This window comes from Ruania suaedae (genome assembly GCF_021049265.1).
Classification (GTDB): domain Bacteria; phylum Actinomycetota; class Actinomycetes; order Actinomycetales; family Beutenbergiaceae; genus Ruania; species Ruania suaedae.
This window is the reverse complement of record NZ_CP088018.1, coordinates 1,549,080-1,568,582: the sequence shown is the minus strand read 5'-3', so window position 1 is coordinate 1,568,582 and position 19,503 is coordinate 1,549,080. Positions and strand designations below refer to the sequence as shown.

The 19,503-nt window shown below is 66.9% G+C and carries 21 protein-coding genes and 2 pseudogenes; 8 read left to right on the top strand and 15 right to left on the bottom strand.

What is annotated here, in order from left to right; genetic code table 11:
- Window positions 1-4 precede the first annotated feature (4 nt).
- Window positions 5-1,168 (top strand): AAA family ATPase, encoded by a 1,164-nt coding sequence (locus LQF12_RS07250; protein WP_231055294.1) that lies wholly within the window; start codon window positions 5-7, stop codon window positions 1,166-1,168.
- 110 nt (window positions 1,169-1,278) lie between these two features.
- Window positions 1,279-1,773 carry an SRPBCC family protein gene (locus LQF12_RS07245; RefSeq protein ID WP_231055293.1) on the top strand — a complete coding sequence of 165 codons (495 nt, stop codon included), beginning with the start codon at window positions 1,279-1,281 and terminating at the stop codon, window positions 1,771-1,773.
- A gap of 125 nt (window positions 1,774-1,898) precedes the next feature.
- On the opposite strand, the gene LQF12_RS07240 is transcribed toward LQF12_RS07245, so the two are convergent.
- From LQF12_RS07240 to LQF12_RS07200, 9 genes are all read right to left on the bottom strand, one after another.
- Window positions 1,899-2,180: a hypothetical protein gene (locus LQF12_RS07240; RefSeq protein WP_231055292.1), complete on the bottom strand. Its 282-nt coding sequence runs from the start codon at window positions 2,178-2,180 to the stop codon at window positions 1,899-1,901.
- 152 nt (window positions 2,181-2,332) lie between these two features.
- Entirely contained in the window at window positions 2,333-2,647 is a 315-nt protein-coding gene (locus tag LQF12_RS07235; RefSeq protein ID WP_231055291.1) for a hypothetical protein, read from the bottom strand.
- 11 nt (window positions 2,648-2,658) lie between these two features.
- Window positions 2,659-3,312, bottom strand: coding sequence for a hypothetical protein (locus LQF12_RS07230; protein WP_231055290.1), 654 nt, complete (start codon window positions 3,310-3,312; stop codon window positions 2,659-2,661).
- Between the two features lie 147 nt (window positions 3,313-3,459).
- The gene (locus LQF12_RS07225) at window positions 3,460-3,963 is read right to left on the bottom strand and encodes a hypothetical protein (protein ID WP_231055289.1); all 504 of its coding nucleotides are present in this window, start codon (window positions 3,961-3,963) and stop codon (window positions 3,460-3,462) included.
- 101 nt (window positions 3,964-4,064) lie between these two features.
- Complete coding sequence (locus tag LQF12_RS07220) at window positions 4,065-4,298, bottom strand: helix-turn-helix transcriptional regulator (RefSeq protein ID WP_435531225.1); 234 nt, start codon at window positions 4,296-4,298, stop codon at window positions 4,065-4,067.
- A complete protein-coding gene (locus LQF12_RS07215; protein WP_231055288.1) occupies window positions 4,295-4,690 on the bottom strand; it encodes a hypothetical protein in 396 nt (131 codons plus the stop codon). Before LQF12_RS07215 ends, LQF12_RS07220 begins: the two co-directional genes overlap by 4 nt.
- A 149-nt stretch (window positions 4,691-4,839) precedes the next feature.
- Window positions 4,840-5,082, bottom strand: a complete 243-nt coding sequence (locus LQF12_RS07210; protein WP_231055287.1) for a toxin — start codon at window positions 5,080-5,082, stop codon at window positions 4,840-4,842.
- The gene (locus LQF12_RS07205; protein ID WP_231055286.1) at window positions 5,079-5,312 is read right to left on the bottom strand and encodes a ribbon-helix-helix protein, CopG family; all 234 of its coding nucleotides are present in this window, start codon (window positions 5,310-5,312) and stop codon (window positions 5,079-5,081) included. Before LQF12_RS07205 ends, LQF12_RS07210 begins: the two co-directional genes overlap by 4 nt.
- Window positions 5,313-5,518: 206 nt before the next feature.
- A complete protein-coding gene (locus LQF12_RS07200; protein ID WP_231055285.1) occupies window positions 5,519-6,601 on the bottom strand; it encodes a CHAT domain-containing protein in 1,083 nt (360 codons plus the stop codon).
- Window positions 6,602-6,920: 319 nt separating this feature from the next.
- On the opposite strand from LQF12_RS07200, the pseudogene LQF12_RS07195 reads away from it, so the two are divergent.
- Together LQF12_RS07195 and LQF12_RS07190 are read left to right on the top strand one after the other, a co-directional pair.
- Window positions 6,921-7,811 (top strand): annotated as a pseudogene (locus LQF12_RS07195) (KAP family P-loop NTPase fold protein); the annotation flags it as partial.
- A gap of 121 nt (window positions 7,812-7,932) precedes the next feature.
- Window positions 7,933-8,148 (top strand): annotated as a pseudogene (locus LQF12_RS07190) (DUF4913 domain-containing protein); the annotation flags it as partial.
- 368 nt (window positions 8,149-8,516) lie between these two features.
- Here the strand turns inward: LQF12_RS07190 and LQF12_RS07185 are convergent.
- From LQF12_RS07185 to LQF12_RS07175, 4 genes are all read right to left on the bottom strand, one after another.
- Window positions 8,517-8,717: a hypothetical protein gene (locus tag LQF12_RS07185; RefSeq protein ID WP_231055284.1), complete on the bottom strand. Its 201-nt coding sequence runs from the start codon at window positions 8,715-8,717 to the stop codon at window positions 8,517-8,519.
- Window positions 8,718-9,113: 396 nt separating this feature from the next.
- Window positions 9,114-9,629 carry a matrixin family metalloprotease gene (locus tag LQF12_RS16485; RefSeq protein WP_354004704.1) on the bottom strand — a complete coding sequence of 172 codons (516 nt, stop codon included), beginning with the start codon at window positions 9,627-9,629 and terminating at the stop codon, window positions 9,114-9,116.
- Between the two features lie 493 nt (window positions 9,630-10,122).
- Window positions 10,123-10,620, bottom strand: coding sequence for a hypothetical protein (locus tag LQF12_RS07180; protein ID WP_231055283.1), 498 nt, complete (start codon window positions 10,618-10,620; stop codon window positions 10,123-10,125).
- 401 nt (window positions 10,621-11,021) lie between these two features.
- Entirely contained in the window at window positions 11,022-11,504 is a 483-nt protein-coding gene (locus LQF12_RS07175; protein WP_231055282.1) for an AAA family ATPase, read from the bottom strand.
- A 417-nt stretch (window positions 11,505-11,921) separates the two neighbouring features.
- On the opposite strand from LQF12_RS07175, the gene LQF12_RS07170 reads away from it, so the two are divergent.
- A complete protein-coding gene (locus LQF12_RS07170; protein WP_231055281.1) occupies window positions 11,922-12,395 on the top strand; it encodes a tRNA (cytidine(34)-2'-O)-methyltransferase in 474 nt (157 codons plus the stop codon).
- Here the strand turns inward: LQF12_RS07170 and LQF12_RS07165 are convergent.
- A complete protein-coding gene (locus tag LQF12_RS07165; RefSeq protein WP_231055280.1) occupies window positions 12,377-13,252 on the bottom strand; it encodes a pentapeptide repeat-containing protein in 876 nt (291 codons plus the stop codon). The genes LQF12_RS07170 and LQF12_RS07165 overlap by 19 nt on opposite strands.
- Before the next feature lie 33 nt (window positions 13,253-13,285).
- On the opposite strand from LQF12_RS07165, the gene LQF12_RS07160 reads away from it, so the two are divergent.
- From LQF12_RS07160 to LQF12_RS07150, 3 genes are read left to right on the top strand one after another with little or no spacing between them, the layout of a single operon-like run.
- Window positions 13,286-13,966, top strand: a complete 681-nt coding sequence (locus LQF12_RS07160; protein WP_231055279.1) for an HAD hydrolase-like protein — start codon at window positions 13,286-13,288, stop codon at window positions 13,964-13,966.
- The gene (locus tag LQF12_RS07155) at window positions 13,963-14,934 is read left to right on the top strand and encodes an aminoglycoside phosphotransferase family protein (RefSeq protein ID WP_231055278.1); all 972 of its coding nucleotides are present in this window, start codon (window positions 13,963-13,965) and stop codon (window positions 14,932-14,934) included. Before LQF12_RS07160 ends, LQF12_RS07155 begins: the two co-directional genes overlap by 4 nt.
- Before the next feature lie 54 nt (window positions 14,935-14,988).
- Window positions 14,989-16,206 carry an AI-2E family transporter gene (locus tag LQF12_RS07150; protein ID WP_231055277.1) on the top strand — a complete coding sequence of 406 codons (1,218 nt, stop codon included), beginning with the start codon at window positions 14,989-14,991 and terminating at the stop codon, window positions 16,204-16,206.
- Window positions 16,207-16,218: 12 nt separating this feature from the next.
- Here LQF12_RS07150 and LQF12_RS07145 read toward each other — a convergent pair whose 3' ends face one another.
- Window positions 16,219-19,449 carry an error-prone DNA polymerase gene (locus LQF12_RS07145; RefSeq protein WP_231055276.1) on the bottom strand — a complete coding sequence of 1,077 codons (3,231 nt, stop codon included), beginning with the start codon at window positions 19,447-19,449 and terminating at the stop codon, window positions 16,219-16,221.
- Window positions 19,450-19,503: the final 54 nt, after the last annotated feature.

The window sequence follows — 19,503 nt, the reverse complement described above, 5'->3', positions numbered from 1 at the left end:
GCCCATGCTGACCACGCTGGCCGTCCAGGGCTATCGCTCCCTGCTCGACGTCGTGCTGCCACTAGGCCCGCTGACGGTTGTCACGGGCGCCAACGGCACCGGGAAGTCCAGCCTGTACCGCGCGTTGAGGCTGCTCGCCGACGCCGCCCGCGGCACTGCGATCGGTGCGCTGGCCACCGAGGGCGGCCTGGGCTCGACGATGTGGGCCGGTCCGGCGCATCTCAGTGCAACGATGCGCAGCGGCGCGGTGCCCGTGCAGGGGACCCGCCGGTCCGGCCCGGTCCGCCTCCAACTCGGCTTCGCCTCGGACGAGCTGAGCTACGCGATGGACCTGGGGCTGCCGCGCCCGGACGGGACCCAGACCCGATTCGCGCTCGACCCGGAGATCAAGACCGAGACGGTCTGGGCCGGACCGGTCGCGCGGCCCGCGGCACAGCTGGTCCGCCGCAAGGGCCCGCTCGTGAGCACCCGCACCGAGGCCGGCTGGCAGGAGATGACGGCCGCGCTGGCAGCCTCGGACTCGTGCGTCACCGCGCTGGCGGACCCGCACCAGGCGCCGGAGCTGCTGAGGCTGCGCGAATCGCTGCGGGGCTGGCGCTTCTACGATCACCTGCGCACCGACGCAGCGGCACCGGCACGAGCAGGGGTGGTGGGCACCCGCACGCCGGTGATGGCCGCCGACGGGAGCGACCTGCCCAGCGCCCTGGCCACGATCGAGGAGATCGGACGGGCCGACCTGCTGCATTCGGCCGTCGACGAGGCCTTTCCCGGTAGCCGCATCGGGATCGACGTCAGCGCCGGCAGGTTCTCGGTCCTCCTGCACCAGCCCGGGATGCTCCGCCCGCTGCGCGCTCCCGAGCTCTCCGACGGCACGGTGCGCTATCTGATGCTGGCCGCGGCTCTGCTCACTCCGCGTCCGCCGCAACTGATGGTGCTCAACGAACCCGAGACCAGCCTGCATCCCAGCCTCCTCGGGCCACTGGCCACCCTGATGCGCCGGGCGGCGGAGGAGACCCAGCTCGTCGTGGTCACCCACGCCGCTGCCCTGCAGGAGGCCCTGGCACCGGATGCCGAGCACGTGCACCTGGTGAAAGACCTCGGCGAGACCCGCATCGACGGTCAGGAAGGGCCACTGGATCGTCCCGCCTGGGTGTGGCCGTCACGGTGATCGGCCGCCGCGGTCCTGCGCGTGGTCTAGTCACGGGGGCTTCGCTCTCGGGGAAGCTAAGTTCTCGGTCGAGATGATGAGGGAGCGTGTACGCCGTGTGCCAGAAGAGTGTGAGCGCAACTCTCACGGTCACTGCGTCCGCCCACAGGGTATTTGCCGTACTGGCAGACCCGACGACGCACGCGGCGATCGACGGAAGGAGCCGAGCGACCGACGGCACCGGCCGGGTCGTGGAGGCCGTGGACCAGGCGCGGCTGACGAAGGTGGGGCAAATCTTCCGGATGGGTATGAATCATCCTGATCATCCAGAAGGTGACTATCGGACGTTCAACAAGGTCCACGTGCTCGACCCACCGCGCGCCATCGGTTGGCTGACCGGGCACGCCCCCGCAGGCGACGGCCAACTCGAGTTCGGCGGTTGGTTCTGGCGTTACGACCTGGTTCCCGTCAGTCCGTCACAGACCGAGGTGACGCTCACCTACGACTGGACGGCGGTGCCGCAGTCCGTCCACGACTACCTGCGGTTCCCGCCGATAGGGCCCGAACGTCTCGCCGATTCACTGCATCATCTGGCCACGCTGGCTGCCCCGGAGTCGCGGGCCTGAACGCGCAGCGGCCACGAGCATCGAGGCTGGCGCTGGCCCGCAGCGCGCTACCAGTGAACGATCCGTCAGCGGCGACTCCTTGAGGCGGGGCCCTGAACTGCCCCCGCCGTACCCCCGCATCGCACTCAGGCGACCCGGGAGTCGTCCGAACTGCTGCCGGAGCGGTTCGGGAGGCGGCGCAACGCGACGCGCAGCATGTTGATCCCGCGGTTGGCCCCCGGGTTCTGCTCGATGAGTCCAGAGTCGATAGCTCGGGCGACCATGTTCCCCAACCGATCGACGTCGAGCTTCTCCATCTCCGCGCGCAGGTCGGAGGTGGAGAGCATCGAGGCGAGGACGCAGAAGTCCTCGATGTGTCGGGTGGGGTTCTTGTCGATGATGATCTGCGTCGTAGAAGCCTTGGCCACGAGCGCACCGAGCAGGCTGGGCCGAAGAACCGAACCGACAGTGCCAGCGACGTCCAACTCGATGCGCTCCGTCCTGCGGAGGGCCTGCTGACTCCCAGGGGCAGGGACGGTTGGAGAGCCTGTTGCCCCGCGGCGCGTCTCGGCTCGCTCCCCTAGATTAGATGGCGTGGGATGAGCACGTCGATGAGCGCATCGCCGCGCTTGAACCGGTGCTGGAAACCCTCCGGGCTCACGCCGACGCTCTCAAAGCCGAGATCGACGAGCACTGTGGTGAAGTCCATCAGAGAGTTGGGGTGCTGACGCACGTCCATGACCACGTCCAGGTCGGTCGTGGGCCGCGGCGGCGTCACGCCGCGCTCGGCGCAGTGCAGGTGGGTGAGCTGACCGCCGACCAGTGCCCATCCCGAGGGCATGCGCTCACCGATCTGGAACAAGGCCAGCCAGCCCTGCTCTTGCGCCGGCACCATCGCTGGCATCGCTACTGCCACAAGTTCTCCATCATCTCCATTGCGGCATGGTTCTCTCGGGATGTGCCTTGGCGATCCAGCAGATCGGTGATCGAGAGCAGTAAGGGCGCAATCGCCACGCCGTCCCGCGGGCCCCAATGGGGGTCCGGTGCCATCTCGGGCGGGCTCGGGCTGTGCACGACCCGGAGCAGCACGTTCGGGCTGCTCGGTCGCGCTTCGAGATCGATGAAGTAGTCATCAGCGAAGCTTTGGAGGGCCTCCTTGGGGATGTAGGCCTCCAGCTGACGACCTGATGACAGTCCAGCGCGAGGGTCGGAAATGCCACTGAGAAGGAGGCGGTCGTCGCCACGCAGCTCGGCCAGGTCATTGGGGTTGACCTCTAGCGAGAATAGCTCGCCCCTCTTGGCCAACCAGGACTGGATCAGCCTGGCCCGATCCCTCTTCGGCTGCTCCTCCAGGCGCTTGATCCGGTCTCTGGTGCGTCTGCGCTCCTCCGGTGCCAGGTGGACCGGCGCACCGGCTAGCGCCCAGGCCATTCGCGATGAAAGCGGACGAGCCGCGCTGGGCGGGCGGAGTGTGGAAGCATCGACGACCCACTGGTTGCCGATCTTCTGCCCCCGCACCGACTTGTTGTGGATCCGCTGCATGATGCGCTGGCGGCTCACGCCCATCCTCTGGGCAGCCTGGGACACCGGCACTAGGTTTCTCTCGTGCATCTCCACCACACAAGCCTAGCGGATCTGCAAGAGATGTGTGCTACCAGCACACACCCCTTGTCGCGCGCCAAGACGTGTGTGAGCACTTGGCCGGGGCTATCCGCCGGTGAAGACGCTGGTGCTCAACGGGACGCCGAGGTCGTCGCAGGCGTCGCCGAGGGCTCCTTGGGCTTCGTGCCACTCGGTTGACTGCACACCGCTCGGACCTTCGCCCGCACCGAGCGAGATAGCGGGGGCGACCTCTTGCAGCTCGGCGATCGCTTGCCGGACTGCACTTCCCTCACCTGAGGGCAAGCGATCGAGCACGCGCGTGGCCAGCCGGTACCAGCCCTCATGCTCCTGCGCCTCCATCCGGCCGTCATCGAGGCCCAGGTCGGCGTTCTCCACGATCGTCATCACATCGCCGTAAGCGGTGCAGATCGCAGCATCGTCCATCGGCTCATCCGCGCCAGGAGCGTCCGCCGGAATCTCCTGGGACTGCGTGGCCGGCTGCGTCGGCGTGCTCTCCACCGCCTGTGCGTCCTCGTTCGTGGTGCAGCCGCCCATGGTGGCGGCGACGAATAGTGCCGCGAGTACGCCTGCCCGCTGCTTCGCCCGCATCGTTGTAGCCCCCTTCGCTCGATGTCTGGTGCGTGGAGGCTACCGGTTAGTCGCGCTACGCGCGTCGGACCGCCGCACTGATCATCCCGCGACCCGATCGGCTACTGGCGATCTGGGACATCAATGAGGGCGAGGTCTTCCGGGTCGGGCGTGAAGATCTCCTCGATTGGGCGAGCGAAGACGGCCGCGAGACGTAGCGCAAGTTTGAGGCTCGGCTCGAACCGACCGTTCTCCAGGGAGACGATGGTCTGACGAGAGACATGAGCCCGGCGAGCCAGCTCCGCCTGGCTCCAGCGGCGCTCAGCCCGCAGGACGTGCAGCCGGTTGGTGATCACTCGAAGCGCTTGCTGAGCCACGTCCAGCTGGACATCCAGACCAGGCCGGCGAAGGCGGACATCACTGCCGCGGTAAGCCGGGGCACTCCGGCGAACGCTTCGAGCAGGCTGTAGCCGAAGCCAGCGATCACGACGACGAGCACAGTGACCATGGAGGCTTGCGCGGCTACCTCGCGTTCGACTCCCTCGTTGTCCTGCCGGCGGGTCGCGCGGACCGTGATCGCCACGAATGCCGCGAGCGACGCGGTCGCGGCAACCCCGAGCGGGGCGCCCACCCACGGGGACAACGGCCTCAGGACGTTAAACAGGGCGATGCCGACGGCTGCTAGTGCCACGAAGAGCGCGAAGCTCGCGGCCAGGCCGACCCGCTCACGCTTGGTGAAGTCGTTCATTTCTAGACCGTAGTGTGTACTTGTCAGATTGACAAGTACACTTGTCTGTCCGGGTAGGTGCCTCTGCGCTGTCCTCTCGCCCACGTCGATCACCGCAAGAGGATCCCTCACCGGGACGCACGCCCGCTTCGTTGCAGGAACGAGGGCGCCTACGGCAGCAGGTCCCAGAACTGTCTTCTGGCGAGCATGGCGTGGATCACCATCTCCTCACCACTCTCAAAGACCAGCACAACGGTCTCGAGCAAGCGAGCCCGTGTATCGAATCCGAGCCGCAACTCACGGTGCGGCCAGTCATCTTCCTCAAGCGGCTCGATCCACTGGGACCAGTCGGCTGCCTGGACCGCTTCTTCGGGCAATATCCCGTGCTTGAGTGCGCTGGCGTGGACTCTCACGCCGCGAACGCCGCAAGGGCACGCCGGATCGCCTCCGAACGCGACAGGTGCTCCCGCTCGGCCTGCGCGTCCAAGGCTGCGATCTCCTCGGCAGTGAGGCGCACGGCAACGACCTGCATCGGCTCAGCCCCGCGACCGGGGCGACCGCGTCCGCGACGCTTCAACTCCTCGACGTCATAACCAGCTTCGGCCTCGTCTGCCCACTTCTGGATCTGCTCGTCACTGACCATGGACAAATCGTATAACGGAAATAGCCCGTTCGGTAGAGGAGTCTCCGAGCGGCGGCTGAGCGTATATCTATCCATTGACTCTGCCCCTGCTGAAAACCCGCCGCAGCGCACGCGGGTCCGCAAGGACAGTCGTGACGTCCCGCAGAGGATCACTCGCCGAGCCACTTGGGTTGCGGCTTACGGAGAGAATGACTAGTGGCAGGCGCTCAGTCAACGCTGGATACCTGGACGAGAACGCGCTGGGCGGTGTCAACATCTGTGCGGGTCAGCACATCGAGCTTCCAGCCCTCATCGAGACCGGCCAGATCCACGGAGACACTTCCCTGATCGACCGCTGCATCGATGGTTTGGGCAGCGGCAATGGCTGCATAGAATTTCGCGGCGAACACGGAGGCTGCCAAGTCACTGATCGACGAGGCCGTTGCCACAACCACGGCGGTCGACTCCAAGAGCACATCTGCACCAGCGAGGGTGTCGCAGCCGTTAAGCACGACCAGTACCGGAGGGACATCCGTCGCGCCCAGGGCCCGGGCGAGAAGCCCGTATGGCACGTCCCGGCCCTCTGGAGCTTCCACGCTGCCGTTATCGAACAGCAAAGCGGCGTCACCGGCGTGGCCCGAGAAGTGCACAACATGAGGCCGCAGATCATTGAGTCCGGCGATCAAGTCCTCTGCGGTGGCAGCTGGGCGGTAGTCGATCGTGATGCGATCCCGATGCAATGCCCGGCGGACCTGGTCTTGTACGCCGCGCACCTCTGCGTCGGTCCGCAGGTTCTGCTCGGGATTGGCGGTGAGGTAGAGCACACGCAACTGCTCAACCTTAGGCGCCGGGACGGTCCGCAGCTCATGCACGTATCGCACGGTGGGGCGCGAGAGGCGCGCCACCTCCCGGGCGTGGTTCTTCTCGGCCTGGCGCCGCCGAGCGTCTGCCTGGTCCGCGGCCCGAGCGTCGGCCTTTCGCTTGGCTTCTTCGCGCCGGGCAGCAGCCTGTGTTTCCCGGTCAAGATTCGTTTGAGCGTTCGCTAGGTCCTTCGCGAGGTTACCCAGCTTGTTGGAAGCAGCAGAGACCTTCGTGTCCTCTCTGGCGGCCTTGCTCTCGGCGCTCTCGGCATTGCGTCGGTACGTGCGGGCCATCGACTCACTGGTTCGAGCGCTGATCTTGGCGACTTCCTTGGCTCCGTCGGCGCGATGCTTGGCAGCGGCGGAGCGCGCTTTGGCCATCGCCTTCTCCTCGATCGCCTGCTGCTTCTTGATGGTCGCGATCTTGTCGCGGTACTGCTTCTCGGACATGGGCCCTCCTCCGGACAGCCTGAGTATGCATGGAGGGTCTGACATCGAGCTGGTGTCGTAGAGCAGGGCCTGCGACGGCGGCCGATTACGGCTCGGCCCAGCCGGCTTCGATGATCGCCGCAAGCGGATCCCCCAACGGCCACTGCACCTGCGGCGGTGGTACGGAGCACGGCGTCGAGCGGTTGCTCATCTTCACAGTCACTCGCGGCGAAAGGACGCGGCCCACGAGCGGCTCGCTCGTTCATGCGACCGCTCTCAGTGCTCCTGCGTCGACGACGATTCACGGGGAAGTGTCTGGCCATCATGCAAGGGTGTTGCCATGGCGAACGTGGGGGACAACCCGATCCGGAAAGCTGACCAGGATCTGCTCAAGCGGGCCTCTGGGGCGATCACCATCGCCGACGGCATCCGTGATGTTGACGCATCGGAGGGATACGTCGTCGCTGTCGTCGGTCCGTGGGGCTCAGGAAAGACCTCCATCGTCAACTTAGTCATGGAGGCACTCGCCAAGGACCCGACCTATCCCGCCATTGAGTTCAACCCGTGGGTGTTCTCCGGCTCGGACGAGCTGGTCCAGGTCTTCTTCCGCGAACTGGCTGCCCAGATGCGCCTCAAGGGCGACCGCCTCGCCAAGATTGCCGAATCGGTCGACAGCTACGGCGAACTGTTCGAGCCGATCGCGGCGCTCCCGTTCATCGGCGCGTGGTTCGCCAGGTTCCGGGGCGCGGCCAAAGCGCTCCACGAGTTTCAGGAGCGCAGGAAGGGCAGCGTCACAGAACAGCGCAACAAGCTGTCCGCAGAGCTTGCCAAGTTGCCGCAGCCGATCGTGGTCGTCGTTGACGATATCGACCGGCTCGAGTCCACCGAGATCCGCGACATCTTCAAGCTCGTGCGGCTTACGGCGAGCTTCCCGAACATCATCTACGTCCTCGCCTTCGACAGGCAACGCGTGGAAGCCGCCCTCACGCAGTCCGGGTTCGACGGCCGGGCTTACCTGGAAAAAATCGTTCAGCTCAGCTTTGACGTGCCGCCGGTGCCGGCGTCGGTAATTCTGCGGCTCCTTGGTGAGTCGCTGCAGGCCGCGGTGGAGGACCTGGGTGCGCTAAAACGGTTCAACGAGTCGGTCTGGCCCGACGTGCTGGTCGAGATCATCCGCCCGTTGGTCTCGAACATGCGTGACATTAGCCGGTACAGCGCAGCCGTTCGGGCGACCACCCGCACCCTGGGGACGCAGGTCGAGCTTGTGGACGTCATGGGCTTGGAGGCCCTGAGGGTCTTCCGACCCGACGTCTTTGACAAGCTCGTCGCAGCCCGCGAAGGCCTCACCACCACTCTGGCGCGCCTGGGAACACCTACGACTCGACCCCGCCACCGGCATGAGCGTCTGGTGGCGCGACCACGCCGACCACCACATGCCCGCACTGCTGGACCCAGACGGGGCGTTCGCAGCCGCCAACCACAGCGACGAAGCCAACCACTGCCGCCGCGGCGAAGCATTGCCATACGTGGCCCCGCCCGCCGGACTGTTCGTACTACAGCAACGTTGAAATTGACCGATGTCTGTTCGACCTAAAGAGACTGGTGACAGGCTTTCCGCATCTCACAACAATGGCCAGTACTCTGACGCTCGCGCATTACCGTTCCTAGATTTAACCGGAGTCAGCGCAGACGTCGTGCAGTCCGCTGAAGCTTCGCATCCATCGGGCCGCCCGGACCGCCGAGGACCGGTTCTTCCGCCTAAGCCCAACAACTAAAGGAGTCCATCGTATTTCTACAGTCGTGGCAATCGGTGCGTCCATTCCCCTGTTGCCATAGCGCTACTAGCGCCGACCTTAGTCGGCAAGACGGGAGCAGTATCGGCCTGCTCGCTGAGCACCAGCCTCAACTTGCTCGTGATTATACCGAACTGCTTGAACTAGGCAGGATCGAAAATTTCAGCTTCGGCCTGAGTGAGCGTTTCGGGTAGATCTGCAGGCGAGATGAGACTCCCAGGCAGATGAGTAATTGAGCCGCCCTCTTGGACCAAAAGACGCCCTGTCGGACCGCCGTTGATTCGGTAGTGCCCGGGCTCGAATTCCGTTACAAACAGTATGTATTCGGCGCCGGCGCGCATCATGGGATAATCCTCAACTTCGAAACTTACTCCCTCGAATTCCCCTCCGGTCTGTCGCACTACGATGCTCTCTGCTGCGGATTCCCCATGGAGCGCATCGGAGACCCTGAGAAGGTAGTCGGTGTAGGGTATCTCGGATACGTCGGAGCTTATGGTCCCCGAATCTTCGACACCAACAATTGTGCCCCGGACTACCAGGTCGGAACTTGTAGTCATCTCCTCAAGCGAGGAATGCGCGTCCGCCCAACTAGCATCGAGGACCGCAGTGTCGGGAGTCGTCGAACACGACGAAATGATCAATGAGAACGCGACTGCTGATCCGATGCCGGCGATTCTACCGAATACGCTGCACTTCATTGCTGATCCCCCCCGGGGCATTGAAGTAGTTTTCGTGTGCTGTCAGTACAATGCATTGATTCCATTGACCTCGTCCGAACCTGGGCTGGAAATACCGCACGACGAGTATCGGACTTCAGTCGTAGGATGCATCAAGCGACACCCTGACGTTTCGTCAAGGCCGAGAACATGTCCAAGTTCATGTGCCGTTACACTGCGCAGTTTATAGTTGCTGTAACTGTCGGTGTAGGCTCCATTGATGACGGCCGTGGCATATGTGGTAGTTCCCCCACTACAAGTAAGTCCCGTCAAGCCATCCCAGGAGACGCTCGAATTATTTGCGGTTCCGAGTCCCACCCTCGCTGACGATGTGGAGTAGTCAAAGTACGTGGGGACGGCTGCCGCATTCCATTGCGCTACCGCTGTGGCCCACGAACCGGAACTGATATTGTATCTGATCGTCGTTGATTCCCACGTGCAACCGTTTGATGTCCATGCTGAAGCGGGTGGGGATCCCACCGCCAATAGGCCGACAGCAAGTGCTACTGTCGACAGGATCGCCCATAATGCTCGTCGCATGCTTCCCCTCCTTCGGGGACGCTCAAATGGATGACGTCACGGGAGCGTCCCCGTCTATTTGTGCCGTGCCCCGTGGTATACACGGTATCTCATTATGTGGCCTGTGTCACTAGCTCGCTATTGTCGAATTTCCAAAACAAGCACATCGAGCGCCGCGTTGCGTAGAGCCCCGCCTAACCAATCCTCACCATCTAGCCTTTTCTCCGAGGTGAGGCGAACGGCGGATCTTCTTCCGATGACTGCCGCGAGCCCCCGCTCCGCTAACTCTCCCGGATCGCCGGCGGGCCCACCGGGGGAAACTCAAGAAGCCAATGCGGGGACCCTTTTACAGGCGGTGCGGCACTAGTATCAAGCTCGGAATCCAGCCCGAGGAGTGAGCGAGTTGTCGTCAATGACATTTCAAGTTTTACTGCCGTGGCGTCGACCGATCGCAACTCCTCGTAGAGCGCGTGAGCGTGCGCCTTTAGAATCTCAAGATCTGCTGGTTGCCAACTCATCGAGTGTTGCAACCGATTACGATCTCATCCGAGGTTATCCACGGGAACTGAACGTCGTTTGCCCACGGTTGCGCCCGGACTCTTGTTCGGTGGTCGACGCTGTTGGGGCACTGATCGTAGTTGAAGTTGTTTGCAATCCGCGAATAGGCCCAGCTCCCAGTGGAAGAGTGCTTTAGGATCTGCGGATCGAAGAACCCGGTTCCACCCTGGCGAAGTTCCACATCCACCCTGTGCGGCCAAGTCGATGCATCGTCGCAGACCTGCTGCGCGCCCCATTGCAAGTCATTTTCCGCATTCACCAGGAGGTTGGCAAAGTAGCCCGCGCACAGCGACGCCCACGACGAGGAAACCTCATCCGAATGGCTCGGACCTTCGCTGATCTCCCAGGTGCTGTCTTGGTTAACTGTCAGTTGGAGATCATCTTGGTTGACAGTAATTGTGCCTGATTGATCGACCCGAATCTGAGCGTCATCTGCTGCGGTTTCGAGATCCACTTGGACAGCGAGATGCTCAATGTCAGTCGGTGAATCAACGGTTACGTATGATCCTTCCTGGCTCGTTGAAACGGAGCCGCTAGGACCTTCCGCACTAGCTGAAGTAGCAAATCCGCCGGCCACCATTAGCGCGACCAATGTGCCCGATACAGTGCGACTATTCTTCACCATTCCCCCAGGTCTCGATTCTCGTTCTGATGACCAAACACTGACGCATTTGGAAATTCCTAGAACTCCTGCCCACAGAAAGAATCGTACGCCCCTCCTAGACGGACAGCTTGTCAACACCCCCTCGACCTCAAGTGGAATCGACCCTGCCGAGAGTCGGCGCAACTCAGAACAGTCGTGCGCTTGATGTTACAGAATCGTTACCTAACTATCGGTGGGACCCGTCGCCACGATCATCGGGCCCACTCTGGCGCACGGAGAGCGCGCGACGCCTGACTGGTCGATCCGCGAGGTCGCGGCTCGACCTTTCTGTCGGCTTCGCGCAGTGCGTGATTTGGGGGCACCGCCTGGCTCACATCTGCGCGCAACATGATGGGGCTGGCCATACCAAGATCGGTCATCTCCTGGACGCTCAGTTCAAAGGTGCCCGTGACAGCGGTCACCTCGACGCGCCGGACATTCCCGAAGGAGTCAAGGGCTGGCCGTTCGGGGTCTTCGGCGTCTTCGGCGTCTTCGGCGTCTTCGGCGCCAGCGGAACAGTACGTGCGGTCTCGATCCTGGAGTTGCAGATCGTTAAGAAGAAAGCGGAGAGCGTCCAGTAGGGCGGTCTTGCCGGCGTCATTGTGCCCAGAGAGGAGGGTCGGCGACTCCACGCATAGCGACGGCACGTCTTCGAGACTACGGAAGCCCTGTACGGCGACGTTGACGAGTTGCATAGTTTCCCCTCCGTGCCGAACGGCACCGTCTGGCGAGTGCCCCGCCCTACTCAGAACAAGGACAGCCTGCCACGGTCGAGTACTCCTCTGGGCACATGACGGCGATGTTCACGACCCTCGTGGGGCGCCACGCAATGCCCTGATGACGCCATCTGGCGCCATCGGAACTCGGCCAACAAGTCCCAGAGTCCGCGGTGGCACTTCCACGCCCATGCAGCGATCAAGCGTCGGAAGTGCCTGAGATCCGGATGTCCCGGTAGCCGAACCCTCAACGGGGCCGGTGCGGTCTTGTCTCCCGTTGGGCCACCACTTTGCAAGACGCGTCCCGTGAGACCCGCCCGCAATAGTGCCCGGTGACAGGGGGCTATCCGGCGACACAGCCCCAGCCGGACAGCGCTCGCCGCTACGGTGGCTGCTGTGTTCCACATCGTCTTCTACGAGCCCCGGATCCCGCCGAACACCGGCAACGCGATCCGCATGACGGCCGCCACCGGCACCACCCTGCACCTGGTGGAGCCCCTGGGCTTCGACCTCTCCGACGCCAAGCTGCGGCGCGCGGGTCTGGACTATCACGACCTGGCGCGCGTCCACGTGCACGCGGGCCTCGACGCAGCGCTGACCTACGTCCGAGACCAAGGCACCGGACGCGTCTACGCGTTCACGGGGCGCACCGAGTCCTCCTTCGCCGAGGTGGCCTATCAGCCCGGGGATGCTCTGCTGTTCGGCCCCGAACCCGACGGCCTACCCGAGCACGTCCTGGCGGACGAGCGGATGACGGCGCTGGTCCGGATCCCGATGCGCCCCGGGGTCCGCTCGCTCAACCTGTCCAACTCCGCCGCGATCGCCACCTTCGAGGCGTGGCGCCAGCACGGCTACGCCGGCGGGATCTGAGCGGGCCGGTTCTGAGTAGGCCGGATCTGAGCGGGCCAGTGCCCGGGCACGTCGAGGTGCGCGGGCACCCGGGTGCCCGGCCCGCCGTCGGCGGCATCCAGCTGCGCCTGCGTGCAGAAGAGCACGTCGTACAGATCCGCATCCGCGAGCAGCGCCCCACGCAGATCGGCACCGGCGAGATCGGCCGAGCGTAGATCAGCCCCGCGCAGATCTGCACCCACCAGCACCGCACCACGCAGGTTCGCAGCCCGCAGATCCTGACCCTGCAGCTCGGCGCCCGCCAGATCCCGGCCGCGGTGATCGGCCGGTGACTCGCGCACCTCGGCCCGGACCTGAGCGCTGACGGCGGCGAGCACCGGCGCCACGCGCTGCCAGCACTCCTCCACGTCCACCTCCCGCAGCTCCTCGGCCGCGCCCGCAGCTCGCGCCGCCACCTCCCCACGCACCGTTCCCACCCGCGCGGCAAGCTCGTCGTCGAGGTCTCGTGAGGCCGCGTGGTCCAGGTGCCACATCGCCTCATGCAGCCGGCGCATCACCGCAAACGCCGCGAACATCTCCGCTGCGACCGCAGGTGTGCGCCAGTCGGCGCCGACGGTACGCCCCTCGGCGGCAGCCTGTGCGAACCGGGCAGTGGTCGCTTGCCCGGCACCGAAGCAGTCGAAGGTGGTGCAGCCGCGCATCCCCCGAGCGCGCAGACTCGTGTGGATCCCGCACCGGAAGTCCTCGGCGAGGTGGCGGCACGGACTTCCCGGCTCCTTCTCGAAGGCGAACTCCGCCGAGGGGCGAAAACCCAGCGCCACGCAACACAGGCCGGCGCAGTTCGAGCAGTCGGCCTGGAGCGTGGTCAGGGGCTGCATCGGCTCAGGGTAGCCCTCGTTAGAGTGGGTCCCGTGAGACTGCCTTCGCCCGTGACCGCGGTGCTGCTCGATCTGGACGGCACCATCGTCGACTCCGGGCCCGGCATCGTCATCACGGTCTCGCAGACCCTCGCCGAGCTCGGCCTCCCTGCCATGGACCCCCAGCGGCTGGAACTGATGGTCGGCCCGCCGCTGCCGTGGAGCCTGGAGCACGTGGCAGGTGTCCCGGCCGCCCGGGTCCAGGAGGCCGTCACCGTCTACCGCCGCCACTACGCCGACGGCGCCATGCTCGAGGCACCGCTCTTCCCGGGAGTGCGAGCCCTGGTCACCGACCTGAGCGCCTCCGGGATTCCACTCGCGCTCGCCACCTCCAAGCCGGAGCGCTACGCCCGGCAAATCCTCGACCATGCCGGACTCACCGAGCACTTCACCGCCGTCTGCGGCGCCCTGGAGGATGGGCCCTCGTCGGTGAAGTCCGTCGTCGTCGAGCGCGCGCTGGCCGCCCTGCGCGCGCAGTCGGCGGACACCTCCGGCGTCGTGCACGTGGGTGACCGCATCCACGACGTCGAGGGCGCCGCCGTGCACGGGGTGCCGTGCGTGGTCGTGACCTGGGGCTACGGCGCCACCGACGACCTCTCCGCCGCCGCGGCAACGGTGGGCGAACCCGAGGATCTGCGCCGCCTGCTGGGAGTGAGCGCACCGGTGGCACGGTGAGCATCACCCTGCCCGCCTCCCTCACCGGCGGGGCGGGCTCGACCCCCGTCGGCCGGGAGTGGGTGGGCCGCCTGCCGGGGCTCGTGCAGCGCGCCGTGGGCCGTTGGGGTCTGCGTCTGGGCGAACCCTACGAGGTCGGCACCGCCGCATGGACGGCACCGGGCACGCGGGCGGACGGCACCCCCGTGGTCCTCAAGATCACCTTCCCCCACGACGAGGCACGGCACGAGGCCCTCGCGCTACACCTGTGGCGCGGCCTGGCCGCGGTGGAGCTGCTCGACCACCATGCCGGTGACTGGGCACTGCTGCTGCGCCGTGCCCACCCCGGCACCCCGATGCTGGCCGACACCAGCCCCGCTCCGGTGCGTCTGCGGGCCGGGCTGGAGCTCCTGGCCAACCTCCACACCGCGAGGATCGACGCCGCGCTACCGGACCAGGTCCAGGTCAGTGCCGCATGGGCTCGCCTGGCAACCGAGCGCGCAGCACGCTGGTCGGCCCTGTACGCCGGGGCAGATCAGGCCGTCCACCAGGGGCTGGACCTGCTGCACGCCTTCGCCACGCCGGGGGCGATGCCGGCGCCGAGGGTGGTGATGCACGGCGATCTCAACCCCGGCAACATCCTGCTCGACGCCCCTCCGGGCGGCACCGGGCACTGGCTGGCGATCGACCCCAAGCCGATGGTCGGCGACCCTGCCTACGACCTGTGGCCCCTGATCGCTCAGCTCGACCAGCCCTTCGGCTACCCGGATCCGGCGGATGAGCTGCGCACCCGGGTCCGGGCGGCCGAGGCGGTCCTGGGCATCCCCGCCCGGCGGATCGGCGAGTGGGCCCTGGCGCGCACGGTCGAGTCGATCCTCTGGCAGTGGGACACCTGGCCCGACCCCCAGCGCCAGCGGCAGGCCCGCGCCGGGCTCGGGCCACTTCAGCTGTGGGCCTCCCTGCTGGCCGGCGCAGGGCTGGGCCGATGACGTCTCGTGGGCGAGCCATCGCGCGAACGACCGGGGCTGCGGCACACTGACACCGTGAAGATCACCACCCGCCGCGTCGCGAGGAACAGAGCCACGGCCCTGCCCCGGCTCGCGCGGTCCCCGGCACGAGGTGCGCGGCTGCAGCCGCACCGGCTGCCCGAGCGGCACCTGCGTTCGGAGACCACCGGTGACGGCGTCCCTCGCTGGATGGTCAAGGCCGGCGGCTGGTCGTGGCGGCTGCTGCTGGTCATCGCCGTGGTGGCGCTGCTGGTCTGGGCGACGGCGAAGATCCAGCTCGTCTTCGTCGCGGTCTTCCTCGCGCTGGTCTTCTCGGCGATCCTTCGCCCGTTCGTCAATGCCATGGACCGGGTGATGCCGCGCGGGCTGGCCACCGCACTGTCGATGCTGGGTGCGGTGCTGGTGATCGGCGGGATGGTGACCTACGTGGTCCGCTCGGTGACCGGGCAGTGGGAACGCCTCTCCGAGCAGTTCGGCGCCGGTATCGACGAGCTGTTCAACCTGGCCGCCAACCTACCCTTCGGGATCTCGATCAGCGCCGAGCAGCTGCGGGAGTGGTCCGATGCCGGGCTGCAGTGGCTGCAGGAGAACCAGACCGAGCTGCTCGACCGCGCCGCTCAGGGCGCCGGATCCGTGGTCGAGACCTTCGCCATCCTCGCGCTGGCGACGTTCTGCACGGTGTTCTTCCTCGCCCGCGGCAACGACATGTGGCGGTGGTTCATCAACCAGCTGCCCTCGCGAGTGCGCGAGAAGTGGATGGTCGCCGGCGGCGTCGGCTGGTACACCTTCTCCGGCTATGCCCGTGGCACCGTCATCATCGCCCTGGCGGACGGGGTGCTCGCCCTGATCGTGCTGCTCGTCGCGGGAGTGCCGCTGGCCGCCCCGCTGGCGGTGCTGGTGTTCATCGGTGCGTTCATCCCGCTCGTGGGAGCGCCCGCGGCGATGATCGTGGCCATGATCGTGGCCCTGGCGGTGAACGGTTTCTGGAACGCCGTGATCGTCGGGATCGCCATCGCCCTGATCGGGCAGTTCGAAGGTCACATCCTGCAGCCGCTGGTGATGGGCAAGCAGGTCTCGCTGCACCCGGTGGCGGTCGCGCTGGCGGTCACCTCGGGCACACTGGTGGCGGGGATCCTCGGCGCGATCATCGTCATTCCGATCGTGGCCGTGATCTGGGCGGTCTACGCTCGCCTGCGCACGGTCGACCCGCCGATGGAGGACATGACCGAGCCGGACGTCCTGGCCCGCACGTGAGGGCGGGTGCGGTCACCGGAAGTCCCGTGACCGGCTGGGCACCCGCAGACTGAGCGCCTCGATCCGGTCGGCCATGAGGTTGGTGACGTTGTCGGCGTGCTCGACCACCCCGCGCACCACCAGCGCTGCGCTGCCGAGGGCCACCTTGCGGTAACGCTGCCAGAGCCCGGCCGAGCAGATCACGTTCAGCAGCCCGGTCTCATCCTCCAGCGAGAGGAAGGTGACGCCCTTGGCCGTCCCGGGCCGTTGCCGGTGGGTCACCACCCCCGCCACCAGCACCCGGCTCCCCCCTGCTCCAGGCACGTCGCACACTCGCAGCACCCCGCACTCGTCCAGGTCGTCCCGGCGGAACTGCGTGGGGAACGACGACGGCGAGACCCCGGTGGCCCACACGTCCGCCACCGCGGTGGTCACCTCGTCCATGGCGGGCAGCTCGGGCACGTCGAGCCCGACGGCGGTCAGCGGTAGCGGTTCCTGCACCCACCGGCCGTGGGAACGACCGCTCTCCCCGGCCAGCGCCCCCGCCACCCACAGCCCCTGACGGCGCTCGTGGCCCAGGTCCACCAGCGCCCCCGCCGTGGCGAGCGCCTCGAGCTGAGCGGTGCTCAACCGCACCCGGCGGGCCAGGTCGGCGACGTCGTCGAAGGGCCGGCCGGCGCGGGCGGCGACGATCCGCTCCGCGGTCTCCTCCCCCACTCCTCGCACCGGGGCCAGGCCGAGGCGCACAGCGAGGGGCGTGGCGAGGGCTTCACCGTCGTGAACTTCACTCACCCGTTCCACACCGGCCTGCACCTGCGAGCGCACGACGCTCGCCCGCTCCACCTGCACCCCGCGGCGGCGGGCGTCGGCCACGAGCGACTGCGGGGAGTAGAAGCCCATCGGCTGGGCGGCGAGCAGACCGGCGTAGAAGGCCTCGGGGTGATGGACCTTCAGCCAGGCGCTGGCATAGACCAGGTAGGCGAAGGAGAACGCATGGGACTCGGGGAAGCCGAAGTCGGCGAAGGCCTTGAGCTTGTCGTAGATCTGCTCGGCGACCGGGCGGCTGACCCCGTTGGCGGCCATCCCGTCCAGGAGCCGCTGGTGCAGCGCCTCCATCCGCTCCATGGAGCGTTTGGAGCCCATCGCCCGGCGCAGCTGGTCGGCCTCGTCCGGGGTGAAGGAGGCGACGTCGATGGCGATCTGCATGAGCTGTTCCTGGAAGAGCGGCACCCCGAGCGTCTTGCGCAACGCCGGCTCGAGCAGGGGATGCAGGTAAGTGACCTCTTCGCGGCCGTTACGTCGCTCGATGTAGGGGTGGACGGCGTCACCCTGGATCGGGCCGGGCCGGATGAGGGCGACCTCGACGACGATGTCGTAGAAGGTGCGCGGGCGCAGTCGAGGCAGGGTCGCCATCTGGGCCCGGGACTCCACCTGGAAGATCCCGACGGTGTCGGCGGCGCACAGCAGCTCATACACCGCCGGGTCCTCCTGCGGAAGACTGTGCAGGCCGAGCTCGATCCCCTCGATCTCGGTGATCGTGGTGAACGCCAGCCGCAGCGCGGTGAGCATCCCGAGGCCGAGCAGGTCGAACTTCACCAGCCCGGCGTCGGCGCAGTCGTCCTTGTCCCACTGCAGCACGGTGCGCCCGGGCATGGTGGCCCACTCCACCGGGCAGACGTCGATGACCGGCCGGTCGCACAGCACCATGCCACCGGAGTGGATGCCCAGGTGGCGGGGCAGGCGCAGCATCTGCTCGGCGGTGTCGAGCACCTGGTCGGGGATGCCGTCCAGGTCGTTGGTGGCCTGGGTGCGCGGATCACTGCCGCGCAGGGACCCCCAGCGTTCGATGGACTTCGACCAGGCGTCCTGCTGACCGGTCTCGTACCCGAAGGCGCGGGCGGCGTCCCGCACGGCGGAGCGGGGCCGGTAGGAGATGACGTTCGCCACCTGCGCGGCGTGGGTGCGCCCGTAGGTGGCGTAGACGTGCTGGATGACCTCCTCGCGCCGGCCGGACTCGATGTCCAGGTCGATGTCCGGGGGGCCGGTGCGGCCCGGGGAGAGGAACCGCTCGAACAGCAGCTCGTGCACCACCGCATCGACGGCGGTGATCCCGAGGGCGAAGCAGACGGCGGAGTTCGCGGCTGAGCCGCGCCCCTGGCACAGGATCCCTTCGCGCCGGCAGAAGTCGACGATCTCGTGCACGATCAGGAAATAGCCGGGGAAGTCCAGTGCGGTGATGACGTCCAGCTCGTGCGTGAGCTGGGGATAGGCCTGCGGGTGACGGGGCGCCTCGGGCGGGCCGTAACGCTCCCGCGCGCCGCGGTGGGTGAGCTCACGCAACCAGGAGGCCTCGGTGTGTCCCTCGGGCACGGGGCACGGGGGCAGGTTCGGGGCCACCAGCCGCAGGTCGAAGGTGCACTCGGCCGCCAGCGCGGCGGCGGTGGCCACGGCGTGAGGATGACGGTGGTGGCGGGCGAGCATCTCCGTGGCGCTGCGCAGGTGGGGCCCGGCGGCCGGTAGGTAGCCGTCGATCTCGTCCAGACTCGACCGGGCCCGGACGGCGGCGAGCACGTGGGCCAGGCGCTGATCGGCCGGGGTGGCGCAGTGCACCCCACCGGTGGCCACCAGCGGCAGGCCGCTGCGGTCAGCCAACTCGGCGAGAGCATCCCCACGCACGGAGTCCAGCGGGGTACCGGTGTCGGTGACCTCGACCGCCACGTTCTCGCCGCTGAAGTAGTCGGTGAGGACGTCGAGCTCGCGGCGGGCGGCGTCGAGGTCGAACCGGCCGGGTTCGGGTTCCAGGGCGCGGCGCACGGCGCCCTTGCGGCACCCGGTGAGGATCAGCCAGTTGCCGCCGGCGAGGTCGGCGAGCTCGGGGAGCACGTACCGGGCCTCCCCCTTCGCGCCGCTGGCCAGGTGCGCGGTGGCGATGGCGCGGGAGAGCCGACGGTAGCCCTCGGTGCCACGAGCGAGGACGAGCAGGTGGGTGCCGTCCGGGTCGGGCATTCCGGTGGGGCGCACGGGGGCGTCCAGGCTCAGCTCGGCGCCGTAGAGGGCCGGCAGGTTCGCGGCGCGGGCCGCCTCGGAGAAGCGGACCACCCCGTACAGGCCGTTGTGATCGGTGATCGCGAGCGCACTGAGCCCGAGCCGGGCCGCCTCGGCCACCAGCTCCTCCGGCTGACTGGCACCGTCGAGGAAGCTGAACGCGGAGTGCGCGTGCAGCTCGGCGTAGGCAGGAGGCCCACCCGGCGGTCGTGCGAACATGCGTTCTATTGTAGTCGCCTCTGTCGGACCGGGGCACGGCCACCCCACGGGTAC